Genomic DNA, 25,611 nt, shown 5'->3' with positions numbered 1-25,611 from the left:
CAGGTTGCGGTCGTACCGTGGAGTCATGACTGACGCAGCAGCGGCCCTTGAGCCGGGACGGCAGATTGAGATCCTCGACGAACTGACGGAGGAACAGGCCGACGCCGTACTCGCCCTGATCGCGGACGCGGCGCGGAGCGACGGCACCACCGCCGTGTCCGAACAGGGCCGGCTCCAACTCCGCGGCGGACGCCGCGAGGGCATCCGGCACTTCCTCCTCACCGACAAGGGACGGCTCGCCGGATACGGGCAACTGGAGGACACCGACCCGGTGGAGGCCCCCGCCGCCGAACTCGTCGTGGACCCCTCACTGCGCGGCCGCGGCCACGGCCGCGCCCTCGGCTCCGCCCTGCTCGCCGCCTCCGGCAAGCGGATCCGCGTATGGGCGCACGGCGGCAAGTCCGCCGCCCGCCACCTCGCTCAGGTACTCGGCCTCACCCTGTTCCGCGAACTGCGCCAGCTGCGCCGCCCCCTCGGTCCCGACGCGCCGCCGCTGCCCGAGGCGGTCCTGCCCCCCGGCGTCACCGTCCGCACGTTCGTCCCCGGCGCCGACGACGCGGCCTGGCTCGCCGCCAACGCCGCCGCCTTCGCCCACCACCCCGAACAGGGCTCCCTGACCCAGCGGGACCTCGACGACCGGACGTCACAGCCCTGGTTCGACCCCAAGGGCTTCTTCCTCGCCGAACGCGACGGCGAGCTGATCGGCTTCCACTGGACGAAGGTCCACGCCGACGAGCGGCTCGGCGAGGTCTACGTCGTCGGCGTCCGCCCCGGCGCCCAGGGCGGCGGCCTCGGCAAGGCCCTCACCGCGATCGGCCTGCGCCACCTCGCCGAGGCCGGCCTGCCCACCGCCATGCTGTACGTCGACGCCGACAACCCGGCCGCCCTGGCCGTCTACGAGGGCCTCGGCTTCACCACCCACGAGGTGGACCTGATGTACCGCACCGAGAGCTGAGCCGAGCCGAGCCGGCGCACGCGGTACGGGCCCCGCGCCCGGGGCCCGTACCGCACGCCGGGGCGGACGCCGTCGGACGCGATACGGCGCCGCGCGCGACCGGCGACGTACTCGTGCGCCAGGCGGACCCGGGAAGCCATGCGCCATTCACCGCGCATTAAGCAGCGCTTGCCAGTCTCCCCCCATGCACCCCCGACTCCGACTGACGGCCGACCCGTCCGACGCGCCTGTCCTTCCGCTCGCGCGGAAGAATGGAGTCATGAGCCACCAGCCCAGCGCAGGCCCCACCGAGGTCCCCGCCCAGCACCCGTCTCACACGTCCCCCGCGGCGAAGGCGCGCATCGGCTCCATAGCCGCGCACCGCCCCCACGTCGATCTCGCGCCGGATCTCGCGCCCGATCTCGACTCCGACCCGGACGCCTACGACGGCAAGGACGGCGACGAGCTGCCCGCCGGGCGGTTCCTCGACCGGGAGCGCAGCTGGCTCGCCTTCAACGAGCGGGTCCTGGAGCTCGCCGAGGACCCGGCCACCCCGCTGCTGGAACGCGCGAACTTCCTCGCGATCTTCGCGAGCAACCTGGACGAGTTCTTCATGGTCCGCGTCGCCGGCCTCAAGCGCCGCATCGCGACCGGCGTCGCCACTCGTTCGGCCTCCGGCCTCCAGCCCCGCGAAGTGCTGGACCAGATCTGGACCCGCTCGCGCGAACTCATGGCCCGGCACGCCGCCTGCTACCAGCAGGACATCGCCCCACAGCTCGCCGAGGAGGGCATCCACCTCATCCGGTGGCCCGACCTCACCGAGAAGGAGCAGGCCCGGCTCTTCACCCTGTTCCGCAACCACATCTTCCCGGTGCTCACCCCGCTGGCCGTGGACCCCGCGCACCCCTTCCCGTACATCTCCGGCCTCTCCCTGAACCTGGCCGTCGTCGTGCGCAACCCCGTCAGCGGCCACCGCCACTTCGCCCGCGTCAAGGTCCCGCCGCTGCTCTCGCGCTTCCTGGAGGCATCGCCGCAGCGCTACGTGCCGCTGGAGGACGTCATCGCCGCGCACCTGGAGGAGCTCTTCCCCGGCATGGAGGTGCTCGCGCACCACATGTTCCGCGTCACCCGCAACGAGGACCTCGAAGTCGAGGAGGACGACGCCGAGAACCTCCTCCAGGCCCTGGAGAAGGAACTCATGCGGCGCCGCTTCGGGCCGCCCGTGCGCCTGGAGGTCGAGGAGTCCATCGACCCCGGCGTCCTCGACCTGCTGGTACAGGAGCTCAAGGTCACCGCGGCCGAGGTGTACCCGCTGCCCGGGCCGCTGGACCTCACCGCCCTCTTCGGGATCTCCTCCCTGGACCGGCCCGAGCTCAAGTACCCGAAGTTCATCGCCGGCACCCACCGCGACCTCGCCGAGGTGGAGTCAGCGTCCGCGCCCGACATCTTCGCGGCGCTGCGCGAACGGGACGTCCTGCTGCACCACCCGTACGACTCCTTCTCCACCTCCGTCCAGGCGTTCCTGGAACAGGCCGCCGCCGACCCGGACGTCCTCGCGATCAAGCAGACGCTGTACCGGACCTCCGGCGACTCCCCGATAGTCGACGCCCTCATCGACGCCGCCGAATCCGGCAAGCAGGTCCTCGTCCTCGTCGAGATCAAGGCCCGGTTCGACGAACAGGCCAACATCAAGTGGGCACGCAAGCTGGAGGAGTCCGGCTGCCACGTCGTCTACGGCCTCGTCGGCCTCAAGACCCACTGCAAGCTGTCGCTCGTCGTCCGCCAGGAGGGCGACCAACTCCGCCGCTACTCGCACGTCGGCACCGGCAACTACCACCCCAAGACCGCCCGGCTCTACGAGGACCTCGGCCTCCTGACCGCCGACCCGCAGGTCGGCGCGGACCTCTCCGACCTCTTCAACAGGCTGTCCGGATACTCACGGCGCGAGACCTACCGCCGGCTGCTGACCGCGCCCAAGTCGCTGCGGGACGGGCTCATCGCCCGCATCGACAAGGAAGCCGACCACCACCGGGCCGGCCGGCCCGCGTACGTCCGGCTCAAGATGAACTCCATCGTCGACGAGGCCCTCATCGACGCCCTCTACCGGGCCGCCCAGGCAGGCGTGCCCGTGGACATCTGGGTCCGCGGCATCTGCGCCGTACGACCCGGGGTCCCCGGGCTGTCGGAGAACATCCGGGTCCGCTCGATCCTCGGCCGCTTCCTGGAACACTCCCGGGTCTTCGCCTTCGGCAACGGCGGCGAACCCGAGGTGTGGATCGGCAGCGCCGACATGATGCACCGCAACCTCGACCGCCGCATCGAGGCACTGGTCAGGGTCACCGACCCGGCCCACCGCGCGGCACTGGACCGGCTGCTGGAAACCGGGATGTCCGACGACACCGCCTCCTGGCACCTGGGGCCGGACGGCGAATGGACCCGGCACAGCACCGACTCCGAAGGCCAGTCGCTGCGGCACGTACAGGAGACGCTCATAGACGCCCGGAGGCGCCGGCGTGGCTCAGCCAAACCATGACCTTATGACGGGGACCGGGACCGGGACGGCGGGCGATGTGCTCGGCGCCTACCTGCGCTCCCAGGCCACCGCCTTCCTGCGCGCGCTGCGCCTGCACGACGAGGGCGCGGCGGGCGGAGCCGGTCCCGCAGAGGAGGGCGACGCGGCGCTCGGCCTGCGGGGGGCCGCGCGCCGCATCGCCTCCTCCCTGACCACCTTCCGCGCCGTCGCGGAGTCCTCCTGGGCGGACGGGCTGCGCACCGAGCTGGTGTGGCTGTCCTCGACCCTGGCCGACGAGCACGCGCACGCCGCCCGGCTGGCACGGCTGATGGAAGCCCTGCACCGGCTCTCGGGCGCCGCGGAGGTCCCCGCGCCGCGCGGTGGCGCCGGGTCCCTGACGGTGGGCTCCGCGCGGGCCGGCGCGCTGCTGGAGCGGCAGCTCACCCTGGCACGGACGCGGGCCCACTCGACGACCCTGTCCGCGCTGGGCTCCTCCCGCTTCCACGCGGTCGCGGACGCGGTGGCGGTCCTCGCATCGGAGGTGCCGCTGGACCCGGTCGCGGCGCGGGGGCGGGTCGAGGACGTACTCGTACCGTTGGCCGATGTGGCGCGGGCCCGGGTGGACGCGGCGGTGGCGGCGCTGCCGCCGCGGCACTCGCCGTACTCCGCGCAGGACGACGGCGCGTGGCACGAGGTACGGCGGCTGCTGCGGGTGCACCGGTACGCGCGGGAGGCGCTGGGTGGGGAAGTGGCCCGCCTGGTGGCCGCCGGCGAGGCCCTGGACCGCCACCGAGAGGCGTCGGAAGCCGCGGCCGCCTCCGCGACGGCGGCCCGGACCCCACGCATCGCCCCGACGACGGCCTACGCCCTGGGCGTCCTCCACGCGGACCAACGCCACGCGGTCGACGCGGCCCGCCACGCCTTCGAGTGCCTGGCCCCTTTCTGAGCACCCTCGCACCACTCGGCCCTGGCGGCCCTCCCGCGCTTCGGCGGGCTGCGCTGAACTCCGTCCGGCGGACGCCGCACCCGCCCACCGGGCCCGCGCCCGCGCTTGAGGCGCGGGGGCCCGGGGCCACCCACCGGGTCCGGCCCAATCCAGCCCCGCCCGCGCTTGAGGCGCGGGGCGCGGGGCGGATACACGCACAGCCCGGCGCAGCCGGGGCCGCTCGCACAACGGCGCCGCACCCGGCCACCATCCCAGCCCCGCCGGCGTTTGAGGCGCCGGAGCCCCGGGCGGCCCCCCGGCAACGGCGCCGGACCGGCGAGTTCCGGCCACCCACACCCCCACCCCGACGGCCAGGACAAGGTCACGACGGCATAACGTGCGGGTAACGTACCGTTACGTCCAGGTACAAATCCCCCCAACCGCACCGGGCCGTCCGCCACGGTTCACCCCCCGTTCACCAACCCCCGTCGACCGCGTCACCTGTTTTGCCTAATTTCAGTAGCGCAAGGTGCGAGCCGAACCCGGGCCCGCCCCCGGCCCGCACCACCACCACCCCGCAGTCCTCTTCGCACGCCGCCCCGACACAGAAAGCGGCCGGCGGCTTCTGGAAGGAACACCCGAAAGTGAAGCTTCAGCGCAAGAGCATGCTTCGTGCCTCCGCCCTCGGGGCGCTCGTCGTATCCGGCGCCCTGGTCCTCACGGCGTGCGGCTCGGACAACAACACCAAGGCCGACTCCTCGGCGAGCGGCAAGGCGTCCGCCCCGGCCGCCGGCGACATCAAGTGCGACGACGCCAAGGGCAAGCTGCTCGCCTCGGGCTCCTCCGCCCAGAAGAACGCCGTCGACCTGTGGGTGAAGGCGTACATGTCCGCCTGCTCCGGCGTCGAGGTCAACTACAAGTCGTCCTCCTCCGGCGAGGGCGTCGTCGCCTTCAACCAGGGCACCGTCGGCTTCGCCGGTTCGGACTCCGCGCTGAAGCCCGACCAGGTCGAGGAGTCGAAGAAGGTCTGCACCGGCGGCCAGGGCATCAACCTGCCCATGGTCGGCGGCCCCATCGCCATCGGCTTCAACGTCGCCGGCGTGGACAAGCTGAACCTCGACGCCCCGACCCTCGCCTCGATCTTCAACGACAAGATCAAGAAGTGGGACGACGAGGCGATCAAGAAGCTGAACCCGGGCGTCACGCTTCCCTCCACCGCCATCCAGGCGTTCCACCGCTCCGAGGACTCCGGCACCACCGAGAACCTCGGCAAGTACCTCAAGGCCACCGCACCCGACGCGTGGACCTACGAGGCCGCGAAGAAGTGGCCGGCCCCCGGCGGCCAGGCCGCGTCCGGCTCCGCCGGTGTCGCCTCCCAGGTCAAGGCCGTAGACGGCGCGATCGGCTACTTCGAGCTCTCCTACGCCACCTCGCAGAACATCAAGACGGTCGACATCAACACCGGCGCCCCCGCCCCGGTGAAGGCCACCGCCGACAACGCCTCCAAGGCCATCGCCGCCGCCAAGATCGCCGGGACCGGCTCCGACCTGGCGCTTAAGCTCGATTACACGACCAAGGCCGACGGCGCGTACCCGATCGTCCTGGTCACGTACGAGGTCGTCTGCGACAAGGGCAACAAGGCGGAGACCCTGCCCACGGTGAAGTCCTTCCTGACCTACACCGCCTCGGACTCGGGCCAGAAGGTCCTCTCCGACAACGGCTACGCGCCGATCCCGGCCGAGATCAACACCAAGGTCCGCGAAGTCGTCAAGTCGCTGTCCTAGGCCCTGTCGCGGGACGCGCGACCCGTCCGCGCGGGTCGCCGTCCGCGCGGGCCACGCATACGTGAGTCGCTGACGCGTGAGCCCCGGGGTGCGGTGTCCGGTCCCCGTCCGGACCGGACACCGCACCCAGAGGCCCCTCCCCTCCACCCGTGGAGGGGACCCCCGGACGAGGTCCGGGGAGGATCCGGTGCACCGCCGCCAGGGGGCCCGCCCCCGTCCAGACCGGAAAGACCATGGCTTCCACCACACCCACCCCGCTCGACACGGCTCCGCCGGTCACCACGAGCGCAGGATCCACCGGCCGCGCCGGTGACAAGATCTTCGCCGGGCTCTCCAAGGGCTCCGGCATCCTGCTCCTGGTGATCATGGCGTCGATCGCCGTCTTCCTCAGCTACCGCGCCTCGATCGCACTGTCGAAGAACGAGGGCAACTTCCTCACCACCTTCGACTGGAACGCGTCGGCCAACCCGCCCGTCTTCGGCATAGCCGTCCTGCTCTTCGGAACCGTCGTCAGCTCGATCATCGCGATGGCCATCGCGGTTCCGATCGCCGTCGGCATCGCCCTCTTCATCTCGCACTACGCGCCGCGCAAGCTGGCCGCGCCCCTCGCCTACGTGGTCGACCTGCTGGCCGCCGTGCCGTCGATCATCTACGGCATCTGGGGCGCCCTCTTCCTCGTCCCGTACCTCGGCGGCCTCAACCTCTGGCTCGACGAGTACCTGGGCTGGACCTACGTCTTCGACAAGACCCAGGTCGGCGTCGCCCGCTCGCTCTTCACCGTCGGCATCCTGCTCGCGATCATGATCCTGCCGATCGTGACGAGCGTCAGCCGCGAGGTCTTCCTTCAGGTCCCGCGCATGAACGAAGAGGCCGCCCTGGCCCTCGGCGCGACCCGCTGGGAAGTCATCCGCATGTCGGTGCTGCCCTTCGGTCGCTCCGGCGTCATCTCCGCCTCCATGCTCGGCCTCGGCCGCGCGCTCGGCGAGACCATGGCCGTCGCCACCGTCCTCTCCCCGAGCTTCCTGATCTCCGGCCACATCCTGAACCCGGGCGGCGGGACCTTCGCGCAGAACATCGCCGCGAAGTTCGACGAGGCCAACGAGTTCGGCCGGGACGCGCTGATCGCCTCCGGTCTGGTCCTCTTCCTCCTCACCCTGCTGGTCAACGGTGGAGCTCGCATGATCATCGCCCGCCGCAAGGAGTACTCGGGGGCGAACGCCTGATGAGCCACACGATCCAGGACCAGCGGCCCGCCCGGGCCCGAAAGTCCGCCGCCCCCTCCGGTCTCACCCGCGGCGGCCTGCCCCGCTGGGCCCCGGCCGGCATCGGCGCCTTCTCGGTCGCCCTCGGCTGCGGAATCGGCGCCGTCTTCGGCCTCCAGAGCAAGATCCAGTGGGGGCTGCTCGCCGCCCTGCTCTTCGTCACCGTCACCTACCTCGCCAGCTCGGTCGTCGAGAACCGCCGCCAGGCCAAGGACCGGGTCGCGACCTCCGCCGTATGGGTCTGCTTCCTCCTCGCGGTCATCCCCCTGCTCTCACTGATCTGGACCACCGTCAGCCGCGGCATGAACGCCCTCGACGGCGACTTCCTCAGCCACTCGATGAACGGCATCACCAGCTTCGAGAAGGGCGGCGGCGTCTACCACGCGCTGCTCGGTACCCTCGAACAGGTCGCCCTGGCCACCGCGATCGCCGCGCCCGTCGGCCTGCTGACCGCCGTCTACCTGGTCGAGTACGGCCGGGGTCCGCTCGCGAAGGCCGTGACGTTCTTCGTCGACGTCATGACCGGCATCCCCTCCATCGTCGCGGGCCTGTTCATCCTCACGACCTGGAACCTGATGCTCGGCTTCGGCCCCTCCGGCTTCGCCGGTTCGATGGCCCTGTCGATCCTGATGATGCCCGTCGTGGTCCGCTCCACCGAGGAGATGCTCAAGCTCGTCCCGAACGAGCTGCGCGAGGCCGCCCTCGCCCTCGGCGTGCCGAAGTGGCGCATGATCCTCAAGGTCGTGCTCCCCACCGCCATCGGCGGCATCGCCACCGGCGTGACGCTCGCCGTCGCCCGCATCGCCGGCGAGACCGCGCCGATCATGCTGCTGGTCTTCGGCACGCAGCTCATCAACGGAAACCCCTTCGAAGGTGCCCAGTCCTCGCTCCCGCTCTACATCTGGGAGCAGTACAAGGTCGGCAGTGAAGCCTCCTACGACCGGGCATGGGCCGCGGCCCTCGTCCTGATCGCCTTCGTCATGATCTTGAACCTGGTGGCTCGCGGCATCGCGCGCTGGAAAGCCCCGAAGTCCGGCCGCTAGGTATCGACTATGCGGCTCCGCCGCGTGTGACCGCATGAAAGAGAAGTGACCCCCTCATGGCCAAGCGAATCGACGTCAGCGGCCTCTCCGCCTTCTACGGCAACCACAAGGCCATCGACGACATCTCGATGACCGTGGAGCCGCGCTCCGTGACCGCCTTCATCGGCCCGTCCGGCTGCGGCAAGTCCACCTTCCTGCGCACCCTCAACCGCATGCACGAGGTCACCCCGGGCGGCCGCGTCGAGGGCAAGGTCCTGCTGGACGACGAGAACCTGTACGGCCCGGGCGTCGACCCGGTCTCCGTGCGCCGCACCGTCGGCATGGTGTTCCAGCGCCCCAACCCCTTCCCCACCATGTCGATCTTCGACAACGTGGCGGCGGGCCTGCGCCTGAACGGCGGCCACAAGAAGTCCGAGCTGGCGGGGATCGTGGAGCGGTCCCTCCAGGGCGCCAACCTCTGGAACGAGGTCAAGGACCGCCTGAACAAGCCCGGCTCCGGCCTCTCCGGCGGCCAGCAGCAGCGCCTGTGCATCGCCCGCGCCATCGCGGTCGAGCCCGAGGTCCTACTGATGGACGAGCCCTGCTCCGCGCTCGACCCGATCTCCACCCTCGCCATCGAGGACCTGATCGGCCAGCTCAAGGAGCGCTTCACGATCGTCATCGTGACGCACAACATGCAGCAGGCGGCCCGCGTCTCGGACCGCACCGCCTTCTTCAACCTCGCCGCGGTCGGCCAACCCGGCAAGCTCGTCGAGATCGACGACACGGACCGGATCTTCTCCAACCCGTCCGTCCAGGCGACCGAGGACTACATCTCGGGCCGCTTCGGCTAGACCCGAACCCCCGCGGATGTACCGAGCGTCCTGCGGTGCTGCATGGCGGTGCCACCGCAAGACGAAAGGGCCGGCTCCCCCTGGGTGGGGGGAGCCGGCCCGCTTTCGTACCGCGCGCCGGTCGACCGGCGGGGGTCGACCGACGAAGGCGTCAGCCGACGAAGGCCAGGTCCACGACCCAGAAGCACAGCGCGGCGACCATGGCCGCCGCCGGCATCGTGATGAACCAGCCGAGGATGATGTTCTTGGCTACGCCCCAGCGGACCGCGTTGACCCGCTTGGTCGCGCCCACACCCATGATCGCGGAGGTGATCACGTGCGTGGTGGAGATCGGCGCCTGGTACAGGTACGAAGCCGTGTACATGATCGACGCGCCGGTCGTCTCGGCGGCGAAGCCCTGCGGCGGATCCAGCTCGATGATCTTGCGGCCGAGCGTACGCATGATGCGCCAGCCACCCGCGTACGTACCGAGCGACAGCATCACCGCGCAGGCGAACTTGACCCACACCGGGATCGGGGCACCGGCCGACTGCACATCGGCGATGACCAGCGCCATGACCACGATGCCCATGGTCTTCTGCGCGTCCTGGAGGCCGTGGCCGAGGGCCATCGCGGCCGCCGAGACGGTCTGCGCGATACGGAAACCGCGCTTGGCCTTGTGCGGGTTGGAGCGCCGGAACATCCACATGATCGCGACCATCACCAGGTAACCCACGATGAGGCCGACCACCGGTGACAGGAACATCGGGATGACGACCTTGTCCAGCACCCCGCTCCAGATGACGCCGATCCCACCCGCCAGCGCCGCCCCGACCATCCCGCCGAAGAGGGCGTGCGAGGAGGACGACGGCAGGCCGAAGTACCAGGTGACGAGGTTCCAGATGATCGCCCCGACCAGCGCGGAGAACAGGATCCACATGCCCCGGTTGCCCTGCGGCGTCTCGATGAGCCCCTTGCTGACCGTCTTGGCCACGCCGCTGCCCAGGAAGGCACCGGCCAGGTTCATCACGGCGGCCATCGCGAGCGCGGCACGCGGGGTCAGCGCACGCGTCGAGACCGAGGTCGCGATCGCGTTCGCCGAGTCGTGGAAGCCGTTGGTGTACGTGAAGCCGAGCGCGACACCGATGGTCACGATCAGCGCGAAGGTGTCCACGAGGTTCAGGACTCCTTGACCGCGATGGTCTCCACCGTGTTCGCGACGTGCTCGAACGCGTCGGCGGCCTCTTCCAGCACGTCGACGATCTGCTTGAGCTTCAGCACCTCGATGGCGTCGTACTTGCCGTTGAAGAGCTGGGCGAGCAGCTTGCGGTGGATCTGGTCGGCCTGGTTCTCGAGGCGGTTGACCTCGATCCAGTACTCGGTCAGGTTGGTCATGGTCCGCAGGTGAGGCATGGCCTCGGCGGTCAGCTCGGCCGCCCGCGCCAGCACCTCGATCTGTTGCTCGACACCCTTGGGCAGTTCCTCCACGTTGTAGAGGACGACCAGGTCGACCGCCTCTTCCATGAAGTCCATGATGTCGTCGAGGCAGGACGCCAGACTGTAGATGTCCTCGCGGTCGAACGGCGTGATGAAGGAGGAGTTCAGCTGGTGGAAGATCGCGTGCGTGGCGTCGTCCCCCGCGTGCTCCGCAGCCCGCATCCGCTCCGCGATCTCGGCCCGGGCGGCGGTGTCCGCTCCGAGCAGTTCCATCAGGAGCTTCGAGCCCGTGACGATGTTGTCCGCGGATGCGGCGAACATGTCGTAGAAGCTCGTCTCCCTGGGGGTCAGACGAAATCGCACGTGAGGTCCTCGGGGTGCATTGGATTCGGTCAGGCTGATGCTAGGCGCATCCCCCGGCCACGGCTAACCGGCGGTTCACCAGTGTCCTCCATCAGGCACAGTAGGGGAGCAAGGACCCCCGCCCCCTCGGGCGCGGCCCGGTAACCTATACCTGTGAGGGGTATGCACCTACCCGGTACCCCCCTCGTCCGGACCACGGGAGGATCGCATGACGACCATCGAGGCGGAAGGCCCCGGAGCCGGCGGGGTCGCCGCGGCGCCCGTCCACGGCTACCACCACCAGAAGGACGAGCACCTCAAGCGGCTGCGCCGGATCGAGGGGCAGATCCGCGGTCTCCAGCGCCTGGTCGACGAGGACGTCTACTGCATCGACATACTCACCCAGGTCTCGGCGAGCACGAAGGCGCTCCAGTCCTTCGCGCTCCAGCTGCTGGAGGAGCACTTGCGGCACTGCGTCGCGGACGCGGCCGTCAAGGGCGGGACCGAGATCGACGCCAAGGTCGAGGAAGCGACGAAGGCGATCGCCCGCCTGCTGCGCACCTGACCACCACCTGCACGGGCCCGGCGGCCGACCGCCGCCGCGGCCACCCCACGACTCCCGAGATTCGACTCCCGAGATCCGCTCCCGAAGTCCGCTCCCGAGGGATCAGGGCGCGATGCCCATCAGCACCTCGTCGATGCGGTCCTGGCTCAGCCGGTCCTCGGCCGCCGCCGACGCCGCGATGATCAGCTCACCGCACAGCTCGATCTCGGCAAGCGCCACGTGGTCCTGCACCGTCGCACCGCACACGGGAGTCACGCGTGTCACCTCTCTCTGCCGCTCTCTTGCCGCCCGGCTTCCCAGCCTAGGGAGCGCCCCTCGCGGTGCGCATGACACGGATGGACCATTTCCGGATACCGGGCCATGGCCCGATCGCACGACCGCCGCCGCGAAGCCCGACTATTCGGCGATCTTCCCGGCGTAAATGTCCCGGCTTGGCGGCAATGTCACGGTCACCGGAGTCCCGAACCCGTAGAGCAGCGTGGTCGACGACACATCGATCACGCCATTGTTGACATAGCTGAAGCGGTGCCGGACCTTGCGCAGCCGCCCTTCCATGTCCAAGTAGGCGTCGAACGGGACCGTGTCGTTGCTGAACCCTTTCGCCGCCGCCTCCAACGCTCCCCGGACCCCCGGCGAGGCACTGCGCGCGGCCCGCCCGATGTCGGTGGTGCCCTGGTAGTGCCGCACCTTGGTGCCCGCCAGGTCGGTCTCGCCGACGTACGTGACCTGCTGCGCGCCCCGCAGCAGTTCGGCGGCGACCAACGGGTCGGTGGCGCCGCCGGTGACCAGGTTCCCGTCCGCGAGCGTCGTCGTGTCCACCCGGACCCACTTGTCGGCGGGGACGCCCGCACCCCGGTTCTTCATGTAGAGCGCGCCGGGGACGAGGAGCTCGGTGATCGGCCGGTGCTCCGCCTTGCCGGTCACATCGGCCGGCAGCATCACCAGCAGCTGGCCCATCCGGCTCTTGAAGTCGACGCCGCCCTCGCCGCGGATGGTGACCCGGGTTCCGCCGGTCGCCATCTCCATCGCCGTACGGGCCTGCGCGCTGCCCGCGCCGGTGAGCGCGTCGGCGGCGCCGCGGACCACCGCGGCCGGGTCCTGTGGAGGCCGGTCGTCGCCGCTCGCCGGGCCGCCGCAGCCGCTGATCACGGCCACGGCCACCGCGACGCCGGCGGCAAGCACCGCCTCACCCGCACGCCCTCGTCGCCGCCTGTGCTGGTGCACCACCATCGCCTGCCAACCCCCAACGCGTGCCCGCTGTTTGCCCGAGGCCCCACCCGTTCCGTTTAACGAGGTCCGGGGTGTCCCGTCACGGGCCGCTGCCGGTACCGTGGTGGCGTGGATCCGCACACCGAAGCGAGCGCGTCTCCTCCGCTTACCGCTGTGCCGCCGCCCCGTGACCCGGGCGAGCCCGCACACATCACGAGCACCGCCGAACGCGGGTCGTTCTGCCTGGCGGTGTGCAGCTGCGGCTGGACCGGCCCGGCCCGCCGCTCCAGAGACCTGGCCCGCAGGGACGCCACTCGGCACACGTCGGGGTAGCCGGGGCGTGTCGCCCGTTCGGACGGCCCCGACTGGCCGGGCCACCCGCCACCGGGTGCCCTTGACTCATGCCAGGACCTCGACGGGGACCCCGTTTCGCGGCGCTCGTCTGGGCCGTGTCGCTCATCGCCCTGACCCCGCCCGCGGCCTCGGCCCGCCCGGTCGGCTCCGCCGACGGCCCGGCCGACGTAGCCCTGGCCATCGCCGTCACCACGGCCGCGGCCATCGCCACGGGCCTCTGGCTCCGCTCCCGATACCACCGCGACGACCACGACGACGACTGACCCCCGCGGCATCACTCCGGCCCCGCCGGGGCAACCCCCCACCCCGGCCGAATCCAGTCCCCGCCGGCGTTTGAGGCGCGGGGCGCGGGGCGCGGGGCGGAAGCCCCGAAAAGCCCGGCGCAGCCGGGGCCGCCCCGCGCAACGGCACCGCACCCGGCCACCGCCCACGCCCGGCCAGGGCTCAGGCCGCGAGGTCCTTCTCCCCGGCCCCCGCCTCGACCCCCGCCCCCGCCACCGGCCGCGCCACCACGGCCCCCCGCCCACGCCCTCGCACCACCCGCACCACCGGCCCCAACACCGCCATCGCCAGCGGCGCCGGCACCAGCACCACCGCCGTACCCAGCGCCAGCCCACCCACCACGTCCGTCGGGTAGTGCACCCCCATGTACACCCGGCACAGCCCTTCCAGCAGTGCCAACCCGATCCCGATCGCCCCGAGCCGCCGGTTCGCGACGAAGAGCCCCACACCCAGCGCCATCGCCATCGTCGCGTGGTCGCTCACGAACGAGAACCCGGACGCGTCGACCCCGCCCCCGCCGCCCACCACTTCCAGCCCCTCGTGCTGGAGGAACGGCCTCGGCCGCCCCACGAACCCCCGCAACGGCACGTTCACCAGCAACGCGATCCCCGCCGCCACCGGCGCCCACACCAGCGCGGCGAACGACTCCGCCACGCTCGTCTCGTCCTGCCGCCGCAGCCCGCGCCAACACCACAGCACCAGCAGGACCAGCGCCAGGGGAATCCCGTAGTCGCCGATGACGCTCACCGCGCGGTCGATCCAGCCCGGCGCGCGCCGGGCCAGGCCGTTGATCTCGTACAGCAGGCTTACATCCACATTCGGCCCACCGGTCGTGAGTCCAGCCATGGTGATGCGGTCCCTTGCCCTTGCCTAGGTCCGTGCGGACGCACCCGGCGCACGCCTCGTCATCCCCCGCCGATCAGCTCCTGTGCCCATGGAACGCCCGTCGTGGCACGTACGTTCCACTCTCCACGGGATGATCACTCCAACGTTATCCAAGAGAGACTGATCGTCGCAGCTCAGGGCCCGTGCTTAACGCTCCGTCACGAGCCCTGCGTGGCACCCGCCGTACGCTCCGGAAGAGCCTCCGCGCCGTCCTTCGTGACCCTGGTCGCACCGAAGTAGTCAGGGGTGTCGATCTTGTCGAAGCGGATCACCGCACCCGTGTAAGGCGCGTTGATCATGTAACCGCCACCCACGTAGATCCCGACGTGCCGAATGTCGCGAGAGTTCGTCAGATCATCGGAGAAGAAGACCAGATCACCGGGGAGCAGTTCCCCACGCGAGGGGTGCGGCCCGGCGTTGTACTGGTCGTTCGCGACGCGCGGCAACTCGACGCCCACCGACTCGTACGCCGCCTTGGTCAACCCCGAGCAGTCGAACCGCCCGTCCTGGTCGGCCGTCCCGTTGCCACCCCACAGATACGGGGTCCCCAACTGCTTCTGCGCGAAGTACAGAGCTCCTGAAGCCTGTTGCGACGGCGTGACCCGGCCGAGCGGGCGCTCGAAGCTCTTGGCCAGAGTGGTAATCGTCTTTACGTACCCTTGCGTTTCCTTGTACGGCGGCACCCCGCCGTACTTGATGACCGCGTAGGACCCGGCGTTGTACGCCGCGAGCATGTTCCCCGTCGCGTCGCCGCCCACCCCCGCTACGTCCTTGGCCAGCTCGCAGTCATACGAAGCCGCCGACGGAATCGCGTCGTTGGGGTCCCAGATGTCCCGGTCGCCGTCACCGTCACCGTCCACCCCGTGCCCGGCCCAGGTCCCCGGGATGAACTGCGCGATCCCCCGCGCGTCCGCCGGACTGACGGCATTGGGGTTCCAGCCGCTCTCCGAGTACAGCTGGGCGGCCAACAAGGCCGGGCTGATCGCCGGGCACAAGGTGCCCCACTTCTGCACCAACGACTGGTACTTGCCCGGCACCGCGCCCTTCGCCAGCCCCAGTGCCCTGCCGCCGGCGCCCGCACCCACCAGTCCCGCCGCCGCGGAGTACGTCCCCACGACGAGCAGCACGAGGAAGCTCAGGGCCACTGCGATTCCGATCCCGCCTGCCATCCAGAATCTGCGCACCCGTCAACCCTCCCCCACACCGCCCCATTCCGACGGGTCATTCCCGTCTCCCGCGCCGACAACCCGATCAACCCACCCGGAAGCCGGAACACCCGACGCCGCGTACCGGTTCGGAACGTCCCCGACGTCGTGGAACCCCACCGCCCAGTCTCCCGGGTCACCGGCGAGCGGCAAAGCCCCCCATGCCTTCCCGGCCACGCGCCGGCCGAAAGCGACCCCGTCGCCCTTACCTCGGCGCGACGAACAGGCTCTGCGCGCTGCGCCCGATGGGCCCCTTCTCGTCGTGCAACCGCGCGTCGGCGAGACCGATCCCGGCCGCGTCCACGCTCGTACGGGCCTCCACACACGCCCACTCGCCAACCGGATGGCGGTGCAGATGGACGGTCAGGTCCCCGTTGACGAAGACGTAACGGCCGAAGTCCAACACCGCGCTGATGCCGTTGCCCGAGTCGGCGGCGATCAGCACCCGGTCCAGCGGGCGGGGCTCCTCCCCCGCGATCAGCGGCACCCTCATGCGCATCCAGCAGGTGCCCGGACCCGGCTCGGCGAACGCCCCGGCGACGAACCGGGTCTCCATGGCCGTGTGGTAACCGATCTCCCACGGCAGCTCGAACGGGGTCTGCGCCACCTCACCCGGCGGAGGCAGCTCCGGCCCGGGCACCACCGCCGGCACCGCCTCCCGCGCGACCCGGATCCGCAGCGCCCGAGCGAGCATCACCGGCGCGGCCCCGGCCGGGGCGAGGGCGGCCTCCACCACCTCGGTACCGCGGCCGGCGCGCACCACGCTGGTGGTGATCTCCAGCTCGCCGATCGGTACCGGGCGCAGGATCTCGTACGTGATCCGCGCGATCCGCATGTCCTCGCGCGCGCCGGCCCGCTCCTCGACCGCCCGCCCGAGCAGCGCGGCCGGCGGCCCGGCGTGCTGGGAGCGCTCGTCCCACGGCCCGCGCGTGAACGCGGTGGCCAGGAAGCGCCCTGTGTCCACCCGCTCGAAGAACCCCTCGGCAACACCCATGCCCCGCACGCTACCCACAGGTAACCCCCGGCACCACCCCCTCGTCCCCCGCTACCACCCCCGAAAACCACACCCGCCGGCCCGCGATCGCCGACCCACCGCCGCGACCGGGGACAATGGGTGGGTGCCGACCAACCCCACCCCCGCCCTGCACGCCGACTGCGCCAACTGCTTCGCGCTCTGCTGCGTCGCCCTGCCCTTCGCCAAGTCCGCCGACTTCGCCGTGAACAAGGCCGCCGGCACCCCCTGCGCCAACCTCCGCCAGGACTTCCGCTGCGGCATCCACACCGGCCTGCGCGACAAGGGCTTCCAAGGTTGCACGGTCTTCGACTGCTTCGGCGCGGGCCAGCAGGTCTCCCAAATCACCTTCGGCGGCCGCGACTGGCGCACGCACCCCGGCACCGCCCGCCGGATGTTCGATGTCTTCCCCGTGATGCGGCAGCTCCACGAGCTGCTCCACTACCTCACCGAGGCCCTCGCCCTCCCGGCGGCGGCCCCCCTCCACGAGGACCTGCGCGCCGCGCTCGCCGCGACCACCGAGGCCACCGGGGCGGACGCCGACACCCTCGCCCCCTTCGACGTCGGCGCCCTGCGCCAGGACGTCAACAGCCTCCTCCTCAAGACGAGCGAACTCGTCCGCGCCACCGCCCCCGGTCCGAAGAAGAACCACCGCGGCGCCGACCTGATGGGCGCCCGCCTCGCCGGCGCGGACCTGCGCGGAGCCAACCTGCGCGGCGCCTACCTGATCGCCGCCGACCTCTCCGGCGCCGACCTGCGCACGGCCGACCTCATCGGCACGGACTTCCGCGACGCCAACCTGTGCGACGCGGACCTGCGCGACGCCCTCTTCCTCACCCAGCCCCAGCTCAACGCCGCCCGCGGCTCCGCCACCACCCGCATACCCCCTTCTCTGACCCGCCCCTCCCACTGGGCCTGAGCCACCCCCCACCACCGGCCCCCACCAGCGGTCCCGCCGCGCACACCCCGCCGCACCGGCAATCATTGCCCGGCGTCATGCACCGTGATACACAGAGTGACCATACGTTCTTCCGTATACACACCGTTTCCGCCCAGGTCAGGGCGACGAGGCGGGGGCCGGCCCGGGAGAACGGGTAAAGAGAGCCGTCAAGTCGACGACGAGGGCGGTTTCATCAGGGAAGATAGTGCGTAACCCCTGCCGTCGGGCAGGGGCTACCGGAACTACCCATACTGGGGCGGTGAGTTACATGATCCTGGCAGCCGAAAAGGGCGACATCACCACCATCATCGGCGGAATCGCCCCGAACTGGGGGCCGTTCGGCAGTCTCGGCAACGAAGCGAAGGTCATGGTCGAGGTGGTCATGGCCGTCGCGATCCTCCTCTGCCTCGGCATCGCCATCTGGGGCGCCGCCAAACAGCGCATCGGCGCGACGGCCCTGCGCGACACGTTCAGCGCGGAACAGGGCAAGGGCCTGATCGTGGCCGGACTCACGGGCGTCTTCATCATCGGCTCCCTGGGCACCCTCTTCACGATCGTCTACGGAATGGCCGTCTAGCCGTGCCGCCCGCCGGCCGTCGTACCTGATGGCGAATCAACACACCGCGGCCACCCGGCCACGAGCGCTACCGTCGTACGACGCGGAGGGGGCGGACACGTAATGAGCAACGACGACCAGTACGGTGGCGGCGGCTACGGCGAGGTCGGCGGCACGGGCCAGACCCGCACCCGCCTCCCCGACACCCCCACCGACCCCTACGGCACCCCCCGCCGCACCCCCCGCGCCTCCCGCAGCCTGATCACGGTGGTCGGCGTCGTGGTCCTCCTCATCGCCGCCATCGCGTTCGCGAACCAGTCGGGGGACACCACACCACCCGCCTCCTCGGACAAGGCCCCGGCCACCACCCCCACCGCCCCCACCGGCACCCGCCCCCTCACCCCCCAACCCGGCACCCTCCCCAAGGGCTTCGCCCACGACGAACAGGGCGCCCAGTCCGCCGCGTCGAACTACGCCGTCGCCCTCGGCTCCGACGGCATGCTCAAGCGGGACCAGCGCCACGCGATCATGGACGCCCTCTACACCCCCGCGGCGTCGGCCGCGCGCAAGGGCACCCAGGACTCCGCCTACTCCACCGCCTTCCTCGCGAGCCTCGGCCTCGACGCCGACGGCAACGCCCCCCAGGGCAGCGTCTTCGTCACCCGCGCCGTCCCCGTCGGCACCCGCGTCGACAGCTACAGCCCCACCAACGCGAAGGTCTCCGTCTGGTACACGGGCCTGCTCGGCATGTCGGGACCGAAGTCGACCGACCCCGTGCGCACCACCTGGAAGACCTGGACGTTCGAACTGACCTGGACCGGCGAGGACTGGAAGGTCAACGCCGACACCCAGCAGGACGGCCCCGCCCCCGTCCCGGGCGACGTCCCCGCCTCCACGTCCGACGACATCAGCAAGGCCGTCAAGGAGTTCGGAGGGTTCACCTATGCCCGGTAGCCGCCGTAACGGCCGGCCCTTCCGCATCGCCGGAACACTGGCCGCCGTACAGACCACACTGGTCGTGCTGTCCGCCCGGGCCTTCGCCGCACCCACCCCACCGCCCACGGCCACCCCCACCCCGAGCGCGTCCCCCCCTCAGAGCGGCAAGTGCGAAGGGGTCATCGGCCCGCTCAAGGAATCCTGCGAGCGCAGCGTCGGAGGCAACCCCACCGGCAGCCCCAACACCGGTCTGACCACCAACACCCCCGACGCCATCAACCCCCTCGCCTCCCTCGCCAAGGGCTGCGCCGACGCCGCCGCCTGGATCATCGGCAAGCTCGGCCAAGCCATCAAGGGCACGGCCACCGTCGACTTCACCAACCCCGCCTTCCTCCAGCAGTACGCGGTCGTCTTCGCCGCCAGCACCATCCTCACCCTCGTCCTGTGGCTCCTCGCCGTCGCCAAGCGCGCCATCCGCGGCGTCCCCCTCACCACCGCCATGTCCGAAGCCATCGGCTTCCTCTGGCTCACCGTCCTCGCCTCCGCCTTCACCCCCCTCATCCTCTACACGGTCGTCTCCGCCACCGACGCCGTCACCCAAGTCATCGCCACCGCCACCGGCGGCCAGGGCGACGTCTTCTTCGGCTCCTTCGCCGAAGCCCTCAAGAAGGGCGACGACATCGGCGGCGGCCCCATCATGCTGATCGTCGTCGCCCTCGTCACCGTCCTCGCCGCCGGCGTCCTGTGGCTGGAGCTCGTCATCCGCGCCGCGCTCCTCTACGTCGGCGCCCTCCTCGGCACCGTCGTCTACGCCGGCCTCGTCGACCGCAACATGTGGGGCCACGTCCGCCGCTGGGCCGGCATCATGATCGCCGTCATCCTCGTGAAGCCGGTCATCGTCATCGTCCTCGGCCTCGCCGGCGCCCTCGCCGGCGACAAGGGCCCCGACGCCTTCTCCGCCGTCGTCTCCGGCCTCGCCATCATCCTCCTCGCGATCTTCGCGTCCGCCATGATCTACCGCTTCGTCCCCGGCTTCGGCGACGAGATCGCCTCCGCCCGCTCCAACCGCAGCAAGGCCACCGACGGCGCCCAGGCGGCCGCCGTCATCAGCTCACCGGCCTCCCTCGTCTCCCAGGGCATCAAGACACACAGCAGCCGCGGCGCCCACCGCGCCGGCGGCGGCGAAGGCGGCGGCGCCCCCCGCCCCGCCAACCCCATCTCCGGAGGCGTGGCCGCCCACAGCAGCCGCCCCACCGGCGGCGGATCCGCCGGCGGAACCGTCCCCTCCGCCGCACCCGCGCCCCGCACTGGATCGAGTACGAGGAACACAGGAGGTGACGGGCGTTGACGACCCAGTCCCACCAGCTCCACCCGGTCGCGCCCCGCCGCACGTATCTCATCGGCCGCGCGAGGCCGAACGCGATCGTCGGCAAGAACCGCGAAACCGGCGAGATCGCCCTGATCATCGTCGGCGCGTTTTTCGGCATGATGAGCGGACTGCTCGTCCCCGACCTCGCCCTGCGCATCGTGAGCCTCGCCGGCTTCCCCCTGCTCGCGCTCGCCGCCGTGTACGTCCCCTACAAGGGCCGCACCTTCTACAAGTGGTTCGAGATCAACCGCAGCTACAAACGCACCCTGCGCCGCGCCGCCACCTACCGCTCCGGCGCCATGGAAGCCGGCGTCCGCGCCGCCGACGGCCGCGAGGTCGAAGTCGGCCCGCCCCCCGGCATCGGCCGCATCAACTGGCTCGCCGCCCCCTTCGGCCCCGACGAGATCGCCGTCCTCCTCCACGCCGACCGCCGCACCGTCACCGCCGCCATCGAGATCGAGGGCCCCGGCGTCGGCCTGCGCGACAGCGAGGACCAAGAAGCCCTCGTCGACCGCTTCGGCACCCTCCTCAAGCACGTCGCCAACGGCGACGGCTTCGTCACCCGCCTCCAGATGCTCGCCCGCACCCTCCCCGCCGACCCCGACGCCCACGCCAAGGACGTCGCCCAGCGCGGAGACACCAAGGCCCCCGTCTGGCTGCGCGACTCCTACGACCAGCTCCAGTCGATGGTCTCCACCTCCTCCGAGCAGCACCGCGCCTACCTCGTCGCCTGCATGCACTACACGCGCGAACTCGCCGCCGAGGCCCACACCATCGCCCGCGCCTCCACCCCCCACAAGGGCCGCAAACTCGACCGCGACGCCGGACTCGCCATCGTCATGGCCCGCGAGCTCACCGACATCTGCGCCCGCCTCGCCGAAGCCGACATCCGCGTCCGCCAACCCCTCGGCCAGGGCCGCCTCTCCTCCCTCGTGCACTCCATGTACGACCCGGACCACCCCATCGACCACATCCAGGCCATGACCAAGCGCAACGCCTGGCCCGCCGAACTCGACGCCGTCGAACCCACCTACCTCCAGGCCAAGACCCGCGAGTCCTCCACCCGCGCCCCCTGGTGCCACGCCACCGCCTGGGTGAAGGAATGGCCCATGACCCCCGTCGGCGTCAACTTCCTCGCCCCCCTCCTCGTCCACACCCCCGACGTCATCCGCACCGTCGCCGTCACCATGGACCTGGAGCCCACCGAAGTGGCCATCGAGCGCATGCTCACCGAGAAGACCAACGACGAGGCCGACGCCAGCCGCGCCGCCAAGATGAACCGCACCGTCGACCCCCGCGACATCGCCGCCCACGGCCGACTCGACCAAAGGGGTGAAGATCTGGCCAGCGGTGCGGCGGGAGTCAACCTCGTCGGGTACATCACGGTGTCCTCGCGTTCACCCGAGGCCCTCGCCCGCGACAAGCGGACCATCCGTGCCTCGGCCGGCAAGTCCTACCTGAAACTCGAATGGTGCGACCGCGAGCACCACCGCGCCTTCGTCAACACCTTGCCGTTCGCCACCGGCATCCGACGCTAGCCGGAAGGAAGCGCCGCCCATGCGAGACCCGATGTCCGCGCTGACGGACGCCTTCACCAGCTTCCTCTTCGGCAAGGTCGAAACCACCCGCCTGCCCGTCCGCACCTCCACCGGCCAGGCACAAGCCGTCTACCTGCCCACCGCCGCCCCCGGCCTCGGTGACTCCGGTGTCATCATCGGCCGCGAGGTCTACAGCGGCAAGGGCTACATCTACGACCCCTTCCAGCTCTACGGGCAACAGCTCCCCGCCCCCCACTGGCTGGTCCTCGGCGAATCCGGAAACGGCAAGTCGGCGCTCGAAAAGACCTACGTCCTACGCCAGCTCCGCTTCCGCGACCGCCAGGTCGTCGTCCTCGACGCCCAGGGCGAAGACGGCGTCGGCGAATGGAACCTGATCGCCCAGCAGCTGGGGATAACCCCCATCCGCCTGGACCCGATCGCCGCCAACGACGACGGGATCCGCCTCAACCCCCTCGACCCGGCGATCACCACGACCGGACAACTCGCGCTGCTCCGCACCATCATCGAAGTAGCCATGGGACACGGCCTCGACGAGCGCGCGGGCTTCGCGCTCAAGGTCGCGCACGCCTACGTCGTCGACACCGCCCGCGACCGCCAGCCCGTCCTCACCGACATCGTGGAACAGCTGCGCCACCCCAAACCCGAATCCGCCGAAGCGATGAACGTCGACATAGACGATGTCCGGGCCTGGGGCCTCGACGTCGCCCTCGTCCTCGACCGCCTCGTCGACGGCGACCTCCGCGGCATGTTCGACGGCCCCACCACCGTCGGCATCGACCTCGACGCCCCGCTCATCGTCTTCGACCTGTCCCACATCGACCGCAACTCCATCGCGATGCCGATCCTCATGGCGATCGTCGGCGTCTGGCTGGAACACACCTGGATCCGCCCGGACCGCAAGAAGCGCATCTTCCTCGTCGAAGAGGCATGGCACATCATCAACAGCCCCTTCGTCGCCCAGCTGTTCCAGCGCCTCCTCAAGTTCGGCCGCCGCCTCGGCCTGTCCTTCGTCGCCGTCGTCCACCACCTCTCGGACGTCGTCGACGGAGCGGCGGCCCGCGAAGCCGCGGCCATCCTCAAAATGGCCTCCACCCGCACCATCTACGCCCAGAAGGCCGACGAGGCCCGCGCCACCGGCCGCGTCCTAGGCCTGCCCCGCTGGGCCGTCGAAATCATCCCGACCCTCACCCCCGGCATCGCCGTCTGGGACGTCAACGGCAACGTCCAGGTCGTCAAACACCTGATCACCGAAGCCGAACGCCCCCTCGTCTACACCGACCGCGCCATGACGGAATCCTCCGCCCCGCAACTCCCCGACGACCTGCTGGCGGCCGAACTCGAAGCGGAACAGCGCGCCCTCCTCATGGAACGCCACCGCAACGGCGGCCCCGGCTCGGCGACCACGGTGGCGTAGCCATGCCCGACCCACGACGTACGGACCCACCCGCGCGCACCGGAGGCATTCCCGACGGAGTCCTGGTCGGCCTCCTGGCCTTCCTCCTCGGCCTCGCCGTCCTGATCTGGTCGGCCACCGGCCTGGCGGCCCTCTTCGCGAAGGGCGCCTGGCCGGCCACGGTCACGTTCACCCGCACCCCGGGGGCCGTCCGCGCCCTGATAACGGAACCCCACGACATCGCCGCGGCCTGGCCGGACACCGACCCCGCGGCCCTCTCCGGCTGGGGCCTCTTCTGGGGCCTCTTCATCAGCCAGCTCCTGATCCTGCTGGTCCTCACGGTCTTCACCCTGGGCCTCATCACCCGCGCCCGCGCCCGCCGCCACCCCAACCCAGCCCCACAGCCACCCCCAGCCGCGGCGACACAATCAGCCCCGCCGGCACACCCAGCCTCGCCGGCGGCGTTCGAGGCGCAGGGGTCCGAGGCCCACGCCCCCAGCACTACAGCCGCACCGGCACCGCCACCCGCACCGCCACCCGCACCGGCCCCCACCGACGACGCCTACCGCTACGGCTTCGGCTACGCCCCCACCCCCACACTCACCCCCACCGCCACGGCCCCCGCCACAACGCCCCGCCTCGCGTACGCCCCACCCCCCACCCGCCACTCCGCGGCCACCACCTTCCTCACCCAGGCAGACGGCGCGGCACTCGTCGTCACCTCCTCCCCCACCCTCTGGTCCACGACGAAGGACGCCCGCGCCAAACTCGGCCCGGTCCTCCTCTACGACCCCACCCACCTCTGCGACACCCCGGCCCGCATGCACTGGAACCCGACCGAAGGCTGCGCCGACCGCGACACCGCCGCCGCCCGCGCCATCGCCCTGCTGGCCCCCGTCCGCCCCCAGGCCCGCATGGACGCCGCCATCGCCGACACCGCGGAAACCCTCCTCCGTAGCTGGCTCCACGCCGCGGCCCTCGACGACCGCCCCTTCAAACAGCTCCACCGCTGGGCCCAAGGCACCAACGCCCAGGACCCGGTCCGGATCCTGCGCACCCACCACCAGGCCGCCCCGGGCTCCGCCGGCGAACTCGAAAGCGCCCTCACCGCCCACTCCGAACGACGCGAGCACGCCCAGCACCTGACGGCCCGCGCCCTCTCCTGCCTCACCTCGGTGCACATCCGCGAGGCGTGCAATCCCCACCGAACGGATTCGCTGACCCTGGCATCGTTCATCAGCGAGGGGGGAACCCTCTATGTGGTGGGAGAACCCCTGGAAGACCCCCGTACCCACCCGGGTGCGATGCCCCTGCTGACCGCACTCGCCGCAAGCGTGGTCGAGCATGGCCGTCGCATGGCCGCCAGGTCATCCCACGGTCGGCTCGACCCACCACTCACGCTCGTCCTGGACGACATTGCCGCCGTCGCCCCCATCCCACAGCTCCCCGAGCTGCTCCAGGACGGCACGCTCCCCCTTCTCGCCCTCTGCCGGAGCCGGGAACAGGCCCGCGCCCGTTGGCCGGAGGCCGCCGAATTCACCCCCGCCGGCCGCCCGACCGGCCCGGGCACCCACTAACCCCGCCCCGGCCTCGCGAACACGTACTCCCGCTCCTTGGCCCCGCCCGGATCCCCCGGCATCGGCACGGTCACCCCGCTCTCCCGGAAGCCGAACCGCCGGTAGAACGCCTCGGCCCGCGCGTTCTCCTCGTGTACGAAGAGACGTACGCGCTCCACCCCCGGCCCCTCCAACGACCACGCCCATTCCAGCGCGGCCTCGAACAACGTCTCCGTCAGGCCCGTCCCCCGCTGCTCGGCCCGCACGAACACACCGACCAGGTGCCCCTGCTCCTGCTCGACCGGCTTACCGAAGTAGTCCGGCACGCCGGCCGCCTCGACCAGCAACGTCACCGACCCGTCCCACTGCCCGTCCGCCGCCTCCGCGACGAACTGCCGGGCGCCTCGCCCTTCGCAGGCCCGCTCCGTCCGTCCCTGCCAGAACTCGTCCGGCTGAGCCTCGGCCTCTTCCACCGACTCCAGGAAAGCAACGGCTGCCGCCGGATCCCGCAGCGCGATGAGCCGCAGCTCCTTCGCCTTGTCCCATTCGTCGCGCCGCACCGGCCGTATCACATGTCGTGTCATAACAGCGGATCCAACCACACGCCCCCGCGCGCCCGCTCCACATAATCCATCCGGCCGGTGAACGCAGAAAAGCCCCGCACCGAACCCGGTAAAGGGCTGGTGCGGGGCTTCCGCAATGATTGTTCGGCGGCGTCCTACTCTCCCACAGGGTCCCC

The 25,611-nt window shown here is 71.0% G+C and carries 24 protein-coding genes; 16 read left to right on the top strand and 8 right to left on the bottom strand.

Annotated features, from left to right (window positions below; translation table 11 throughout):
• The first annotated feature begins 25 nt into the window (after positions 1 to 25).
• The 7 genes from mshD to pstB all read left to right on the top strand — a co-directional run bounded on the left by mshD (position 26) and on the right by pstB (position 9,293).
• Positions 26 to 955, top strand: coding sequence for a mycothiol synthase (mshD, locus tag ABZ934_RS19170; RefSeq protein WP_361314416.1), 930 nt, complete (start codon positions 26 to 28; stop codon positions 953 to 955).
• Between the two features lie 259 nt (positions 956 to 1,214).
• Positions 1,215 to 3,467 carry an RNA degradosome polyphosphate kinase gene (locus ABZ934_RS19165; protein ID WP_361314414.1) on the top strand — a complete coding sequence of 751 codons (2,253 nt, stop codon included), beginning with the start codon at positions 1,215 to 1,217 and terminating at the stop codon, positions 3,465 to 3,467.
• Between the two features lie 4 nt (positions 3,468 to 3,471).
• The gene (locus tag ABZ934_RS19160; protein ID WP_361314411.1) at positions 3,472 to 4,392 is read left to right on the top strand and encodes a CHAD domain-containing protein; all 921 of its coding nucleotides are present in this window, start codon (positions 3,472 to 3,474) and stop codon (positions 4,390 to 4,392) included.
• A 623-nt stretch (positions 4,393 to 5,015) separates the two neighbouring features.
• On the top strand, positions 5,016 to 6,155 hold the full coding sequence (gene pstS / locus ABZ934_RS19155) for a phosphate ABC transporter substrate-binding protein PstS (protein ID WP_361314409.1): 1,140 nt from the start codon (positions 5,016 to 5,018) through the stop codon (positions 6,153 to 6,155).
• A 233-nt stretch (positions 6,156 to 6,388) separates the two neighbouring features.
• Positions 6,389 to 7,378, top strand: a complete 990-nt coding sequence (pstC, locus tag ABZ934_RS19150) for a phosphate ABC transporter permease subunit PstC (RefSeq protein ID WP_361314406.1) — start codon at positions 6,389 to 6,391, stop codon at positions 7,376 to 7,378.
• Positions 7,378 to 8,460, top strand: a complete 1,083-nt coding sequence (pstA, locus tag ABZ934_RS19145; RefSeq protein WP_361314404.1) for a phosphate ABC transporter permease PstA — start codon at positions 7,378 to 7,380, stop codon at positions 8,458 to 8,460. The genes pstC and pstA overlap by 1 nt, the downstream gene beginning before the upstream one ends.
• Before the next feature lie 56 nt (positions 8,461 to 8,516).
• The gene (gene pstB / locus ABZ934_RS19140; protein WP_361314402.1) at positions 8,517 to 9,293 is read left to right on the top strand and encodes a phosphate ABC transporter ATP-binding protein PstB; all 777 of its coding nucleotides are present in this window, start codon (positions 8,517 to 8,519) and stop codon (positions 9,291 to 9,293) included.
• Between the two features lie 151 nt (positions 9,294 to 9,444).
• Here pstB and ABZ934_RS19135 read toward each other — a convergent pair whose 3' ends face one another.
• Together ABZ934_RS19135 and ABZ934_RS19130 are read right to left on the bottom strand one after the other, a co-directional pair.
• Entirely contained in the window at positions 9,445 to 10,446 is a 1,002-nt protein-coding gene (locus ABZ934_RS19135) for an inorganic phosphate transporter (RefSeq protein WP_361314400.1), read from the bottom strand.
• Between the two features lie 5 nt (positions 10,447 to 10,451).
• Entirely contained in the window at positions 10,452 to 11,072 is a 621-nt protein-coding gene (locus ABZ934_RS19130) for a DUF47 family protein (protein WP_136213688.1), read from the bottom strand.
• Positions 11,073 to 11,280: 208 nt separating this feature from the next.
• Here ABZ934_RS19130 and ABZ934_RS19125 point away from each other — a divergent pair, with 208 nt between their 5' ends.
• A complete protein-coding gene (locus ABZ934_RS19125) occupies positions 11,281 to 11,616 on the top strand; it encodes a metal-sensitive transcriptional regulator (RefSeq protein ID WP_329196972.1) in 336 nt (111 codons plus the stop codon).
• A 102-nt stretch (positions 11,617 to 11,718) separates the two neighbouring features.
• Here the strand turns inward: ABZ934_RS19125 and ABZ934_RS19120 are convergent, their stop codons facing one another.
• Together ABZ934_RS19120 and ABZ934_RS19115 are read right to left on the bottom strand one after the other, a co-directional pair.
• Positions 11,719 to 11,871 carry a hypothetical protein gene (locus tag ABZ934_RS19120; RefSeq protein ID WP_361314865.1) on the bottom strand — a complete coding sequence of 51 codons (153 nt, stop codon included), beginning with the start codon at positions 11,869 to 11,871 and terminating at the stop codon, positions 11,719 to 11,721.
• Positions 11,872 to 12,012: 141 nt separating this feature from the next.
• A complete protein-coding gene (locus ABZ934_RS19115) occupies positions 12,013 to 12,846 on the bottom strand; it encodes a hypothetical protein (protein ID WP_361314398.1) in 834 nt (277 codons plus the stop codon).
• Between the two features lie 380 nt (positions 12,847 to 13,226).
• On the opposite strand from ABZ934_RS19115, the gene ABZ934_RS19110 reads away from it, so the two are divergent.
• Entirely contained in the window at positions 13,227 to 13,442 is a 216-nt protein-coding gene (locus tag ABZ934_RS19110; RefSeq protein WP_361314395.1) for a hypothetical protein, read from the top strand.
• 181 nt (positions 13,443 to 13,623) lie between these two features.
• Here the strand turns inward: ABZ934_RS19110 and ABZ934_RS19105 are convergent, their stop codons facing one another.
• The 3 genes from ABZ934_RS19105 to ABZ934_RS19095 form a co-directional block, all read right to left on the bottom strand.
• On the bottom strand, positions 13,624 to 14,307 hold the full coding sequence (locus ABZ934_RS19105; protein WP_361314392.1) for a phosphatase PAP2 family protein: 684 nt from the start codon (positions 14,305 to 14,307) through the stop codon (positions 13,624 to 13,626).
• Positions 14,308 to 14,504: 197 nt separating this feature from the next.
• Positions 14,505 to 15,515, bottom strand: a complete 1,011-nt coding sequence (locus ABZ934_RS19100; RefSeq protein ID WP_361314836.1) for a bifunctional lytic transglycosylase/C40 family peptidase — start codon at positions 15,513 to 15,515, stop codon at positions 14,505 to 14,507.
• Between the two features lie 241 nt (positions 15,516 to 15,756).
• Positions 15,757 to 16,545 (bottom strand): thioesterase family protein, encoded by a 789-nt coding sequence (locus tag ABZ934_RS19095; RefSeq protein WP_361314390.1) that lies wholly within the window; start codon positions 16,543 to 16,545, stop codon positions 15,757 to 15,759.
• A 124-nt stretch (positions 16,546 to 16,669) separates the two neighbouring features.
• On the opposite strand from ABZ934_RS19095, the gene ABZ934_RS19090 reads away from it, so the two are divergent.
• From ABZ934_RS19090 to ABZ934_RS19060, 7 genes are all read left to right on the top strand, one after another.
• On the top strand, positions 16,670 to 17,482 hold the full coding sequence (locus ABZ934_RS19090; protein WP_361314387.1) for a pentapeptide repeat-containing protein: 813 nt from the start codon (positions 16,670 to 16,672) through the stop codon (positions 17,480 to 17,482).
• Positions 17,483 to 17,771: 289 nt separating this feature from the next.
• Positions 17,772 to 18,080 (top strand): hypothetical protein, encoded by a 309-nt coding sequence (locus tag ABZ934_RS19085; RefSeq protein WP_136213834.1) that lies wholly within the window; start codon positions 17,772 to 17,774, stop codon positions 18,078 to 18,080.
• Between the two features lie 102 nt (positions 18,081 to 18,182).
• Entirely contained in the window at positions 18,183 to 19,013 is an 831-nt protein-coding gene (locus tag ABZ934_RS19080) for a hypothetical protein (protein WP_361314385.1), read from the top strand.
• Positions 19,003 to 20,343: a hypothetical protein gene (locus ABZ934_RS19075; protein ID WP_361314382.1), complete on the top strand. Its 1,341-nt coding sequence runs from the start codon at positions 19,003 to 19,005 to the stop codon at positions 20,341 to 20,343. The genes ABZ934_RS19080 and ABZ934_RS19075 overlap by 11 nt, the downstream gene beginning before the upstream one ends.
• Positions 20,340 to 21,902 (top strand): SCO6880 family protein, encoded by a 1,563-nt coding sequence (locus tag ABZ934_RS19070; RefSeq protein WP_361314380.1) that lies wholly within the window; start codon positions 20,340 to 20,342, stop codon positions 21,900 to 21,902. Before ABZ934_RS19075 ends, ABZ934_RS19070 begins: the two co-directional genes overlap by 4 nt.
• Before the next feature lie 19 nt (positions 21,903 to 21,921).
• Positions 21,922 to 23,337 carry an ATP-binding protein gene (locus ABZ934_RS19065; protein WP_361314377.1) on the top strand — a complete coding sequence of 472 codons (1,416 nt, stop codon included), beginning with the start codon at positions 21,922 to 21,924 and terminating at the stop codon, positions 23,335 to 23,337.
• Positions 23,338 to 23,339: 2 nt separating this feature from the next.
• Positions 23,340 to 24,893 (top strand): type VI secretion protein, encoded by a 1,554-nt coding sequence (locus ABZ934_RS19060; RefSeq protein WP_361314374.1) that lies wholly within the window; start codon positions 23,340 to 23,342, stop codon positions 24,891 to 24,893.
• Here the strand turns inward: ABZ934_RS19060 and ABZ934_RS19055 are convergent.
• Positions 24,890 to 25,456 carry a GNAT family N-acetyltransferase gene (locus tag ABZ934_RS19055; protein ID WP_361314371.1) on the bottom strand — a complete coding sequence of 189 codons (567 nt, stop codon included), beginning with the start codon at positions 25,454 to 25,456 and terminating at the stop codon, positions 24,890 to 24,892. The genes ABZ934_RS19060 and ABZ934_RS19055 overlap by 4 nt on opposite strands.
• Between the last annotated feature and the right edge of the window lie 155 nt (positions 25,457 to 25,611).

It is taken from the genome of Streptomyces sp. NPDC046557, from assembly GCF_040645975.1.
Taxonomy (GTDB): domain Bacteria; phylum Actinomycetota; class Actinomycetes; order Streptomycetales; family Streptomycetaceae; genus Streptomyces.
This window is presented reverse-complemented; position numbering and strand designations above follow the sequence as displayed.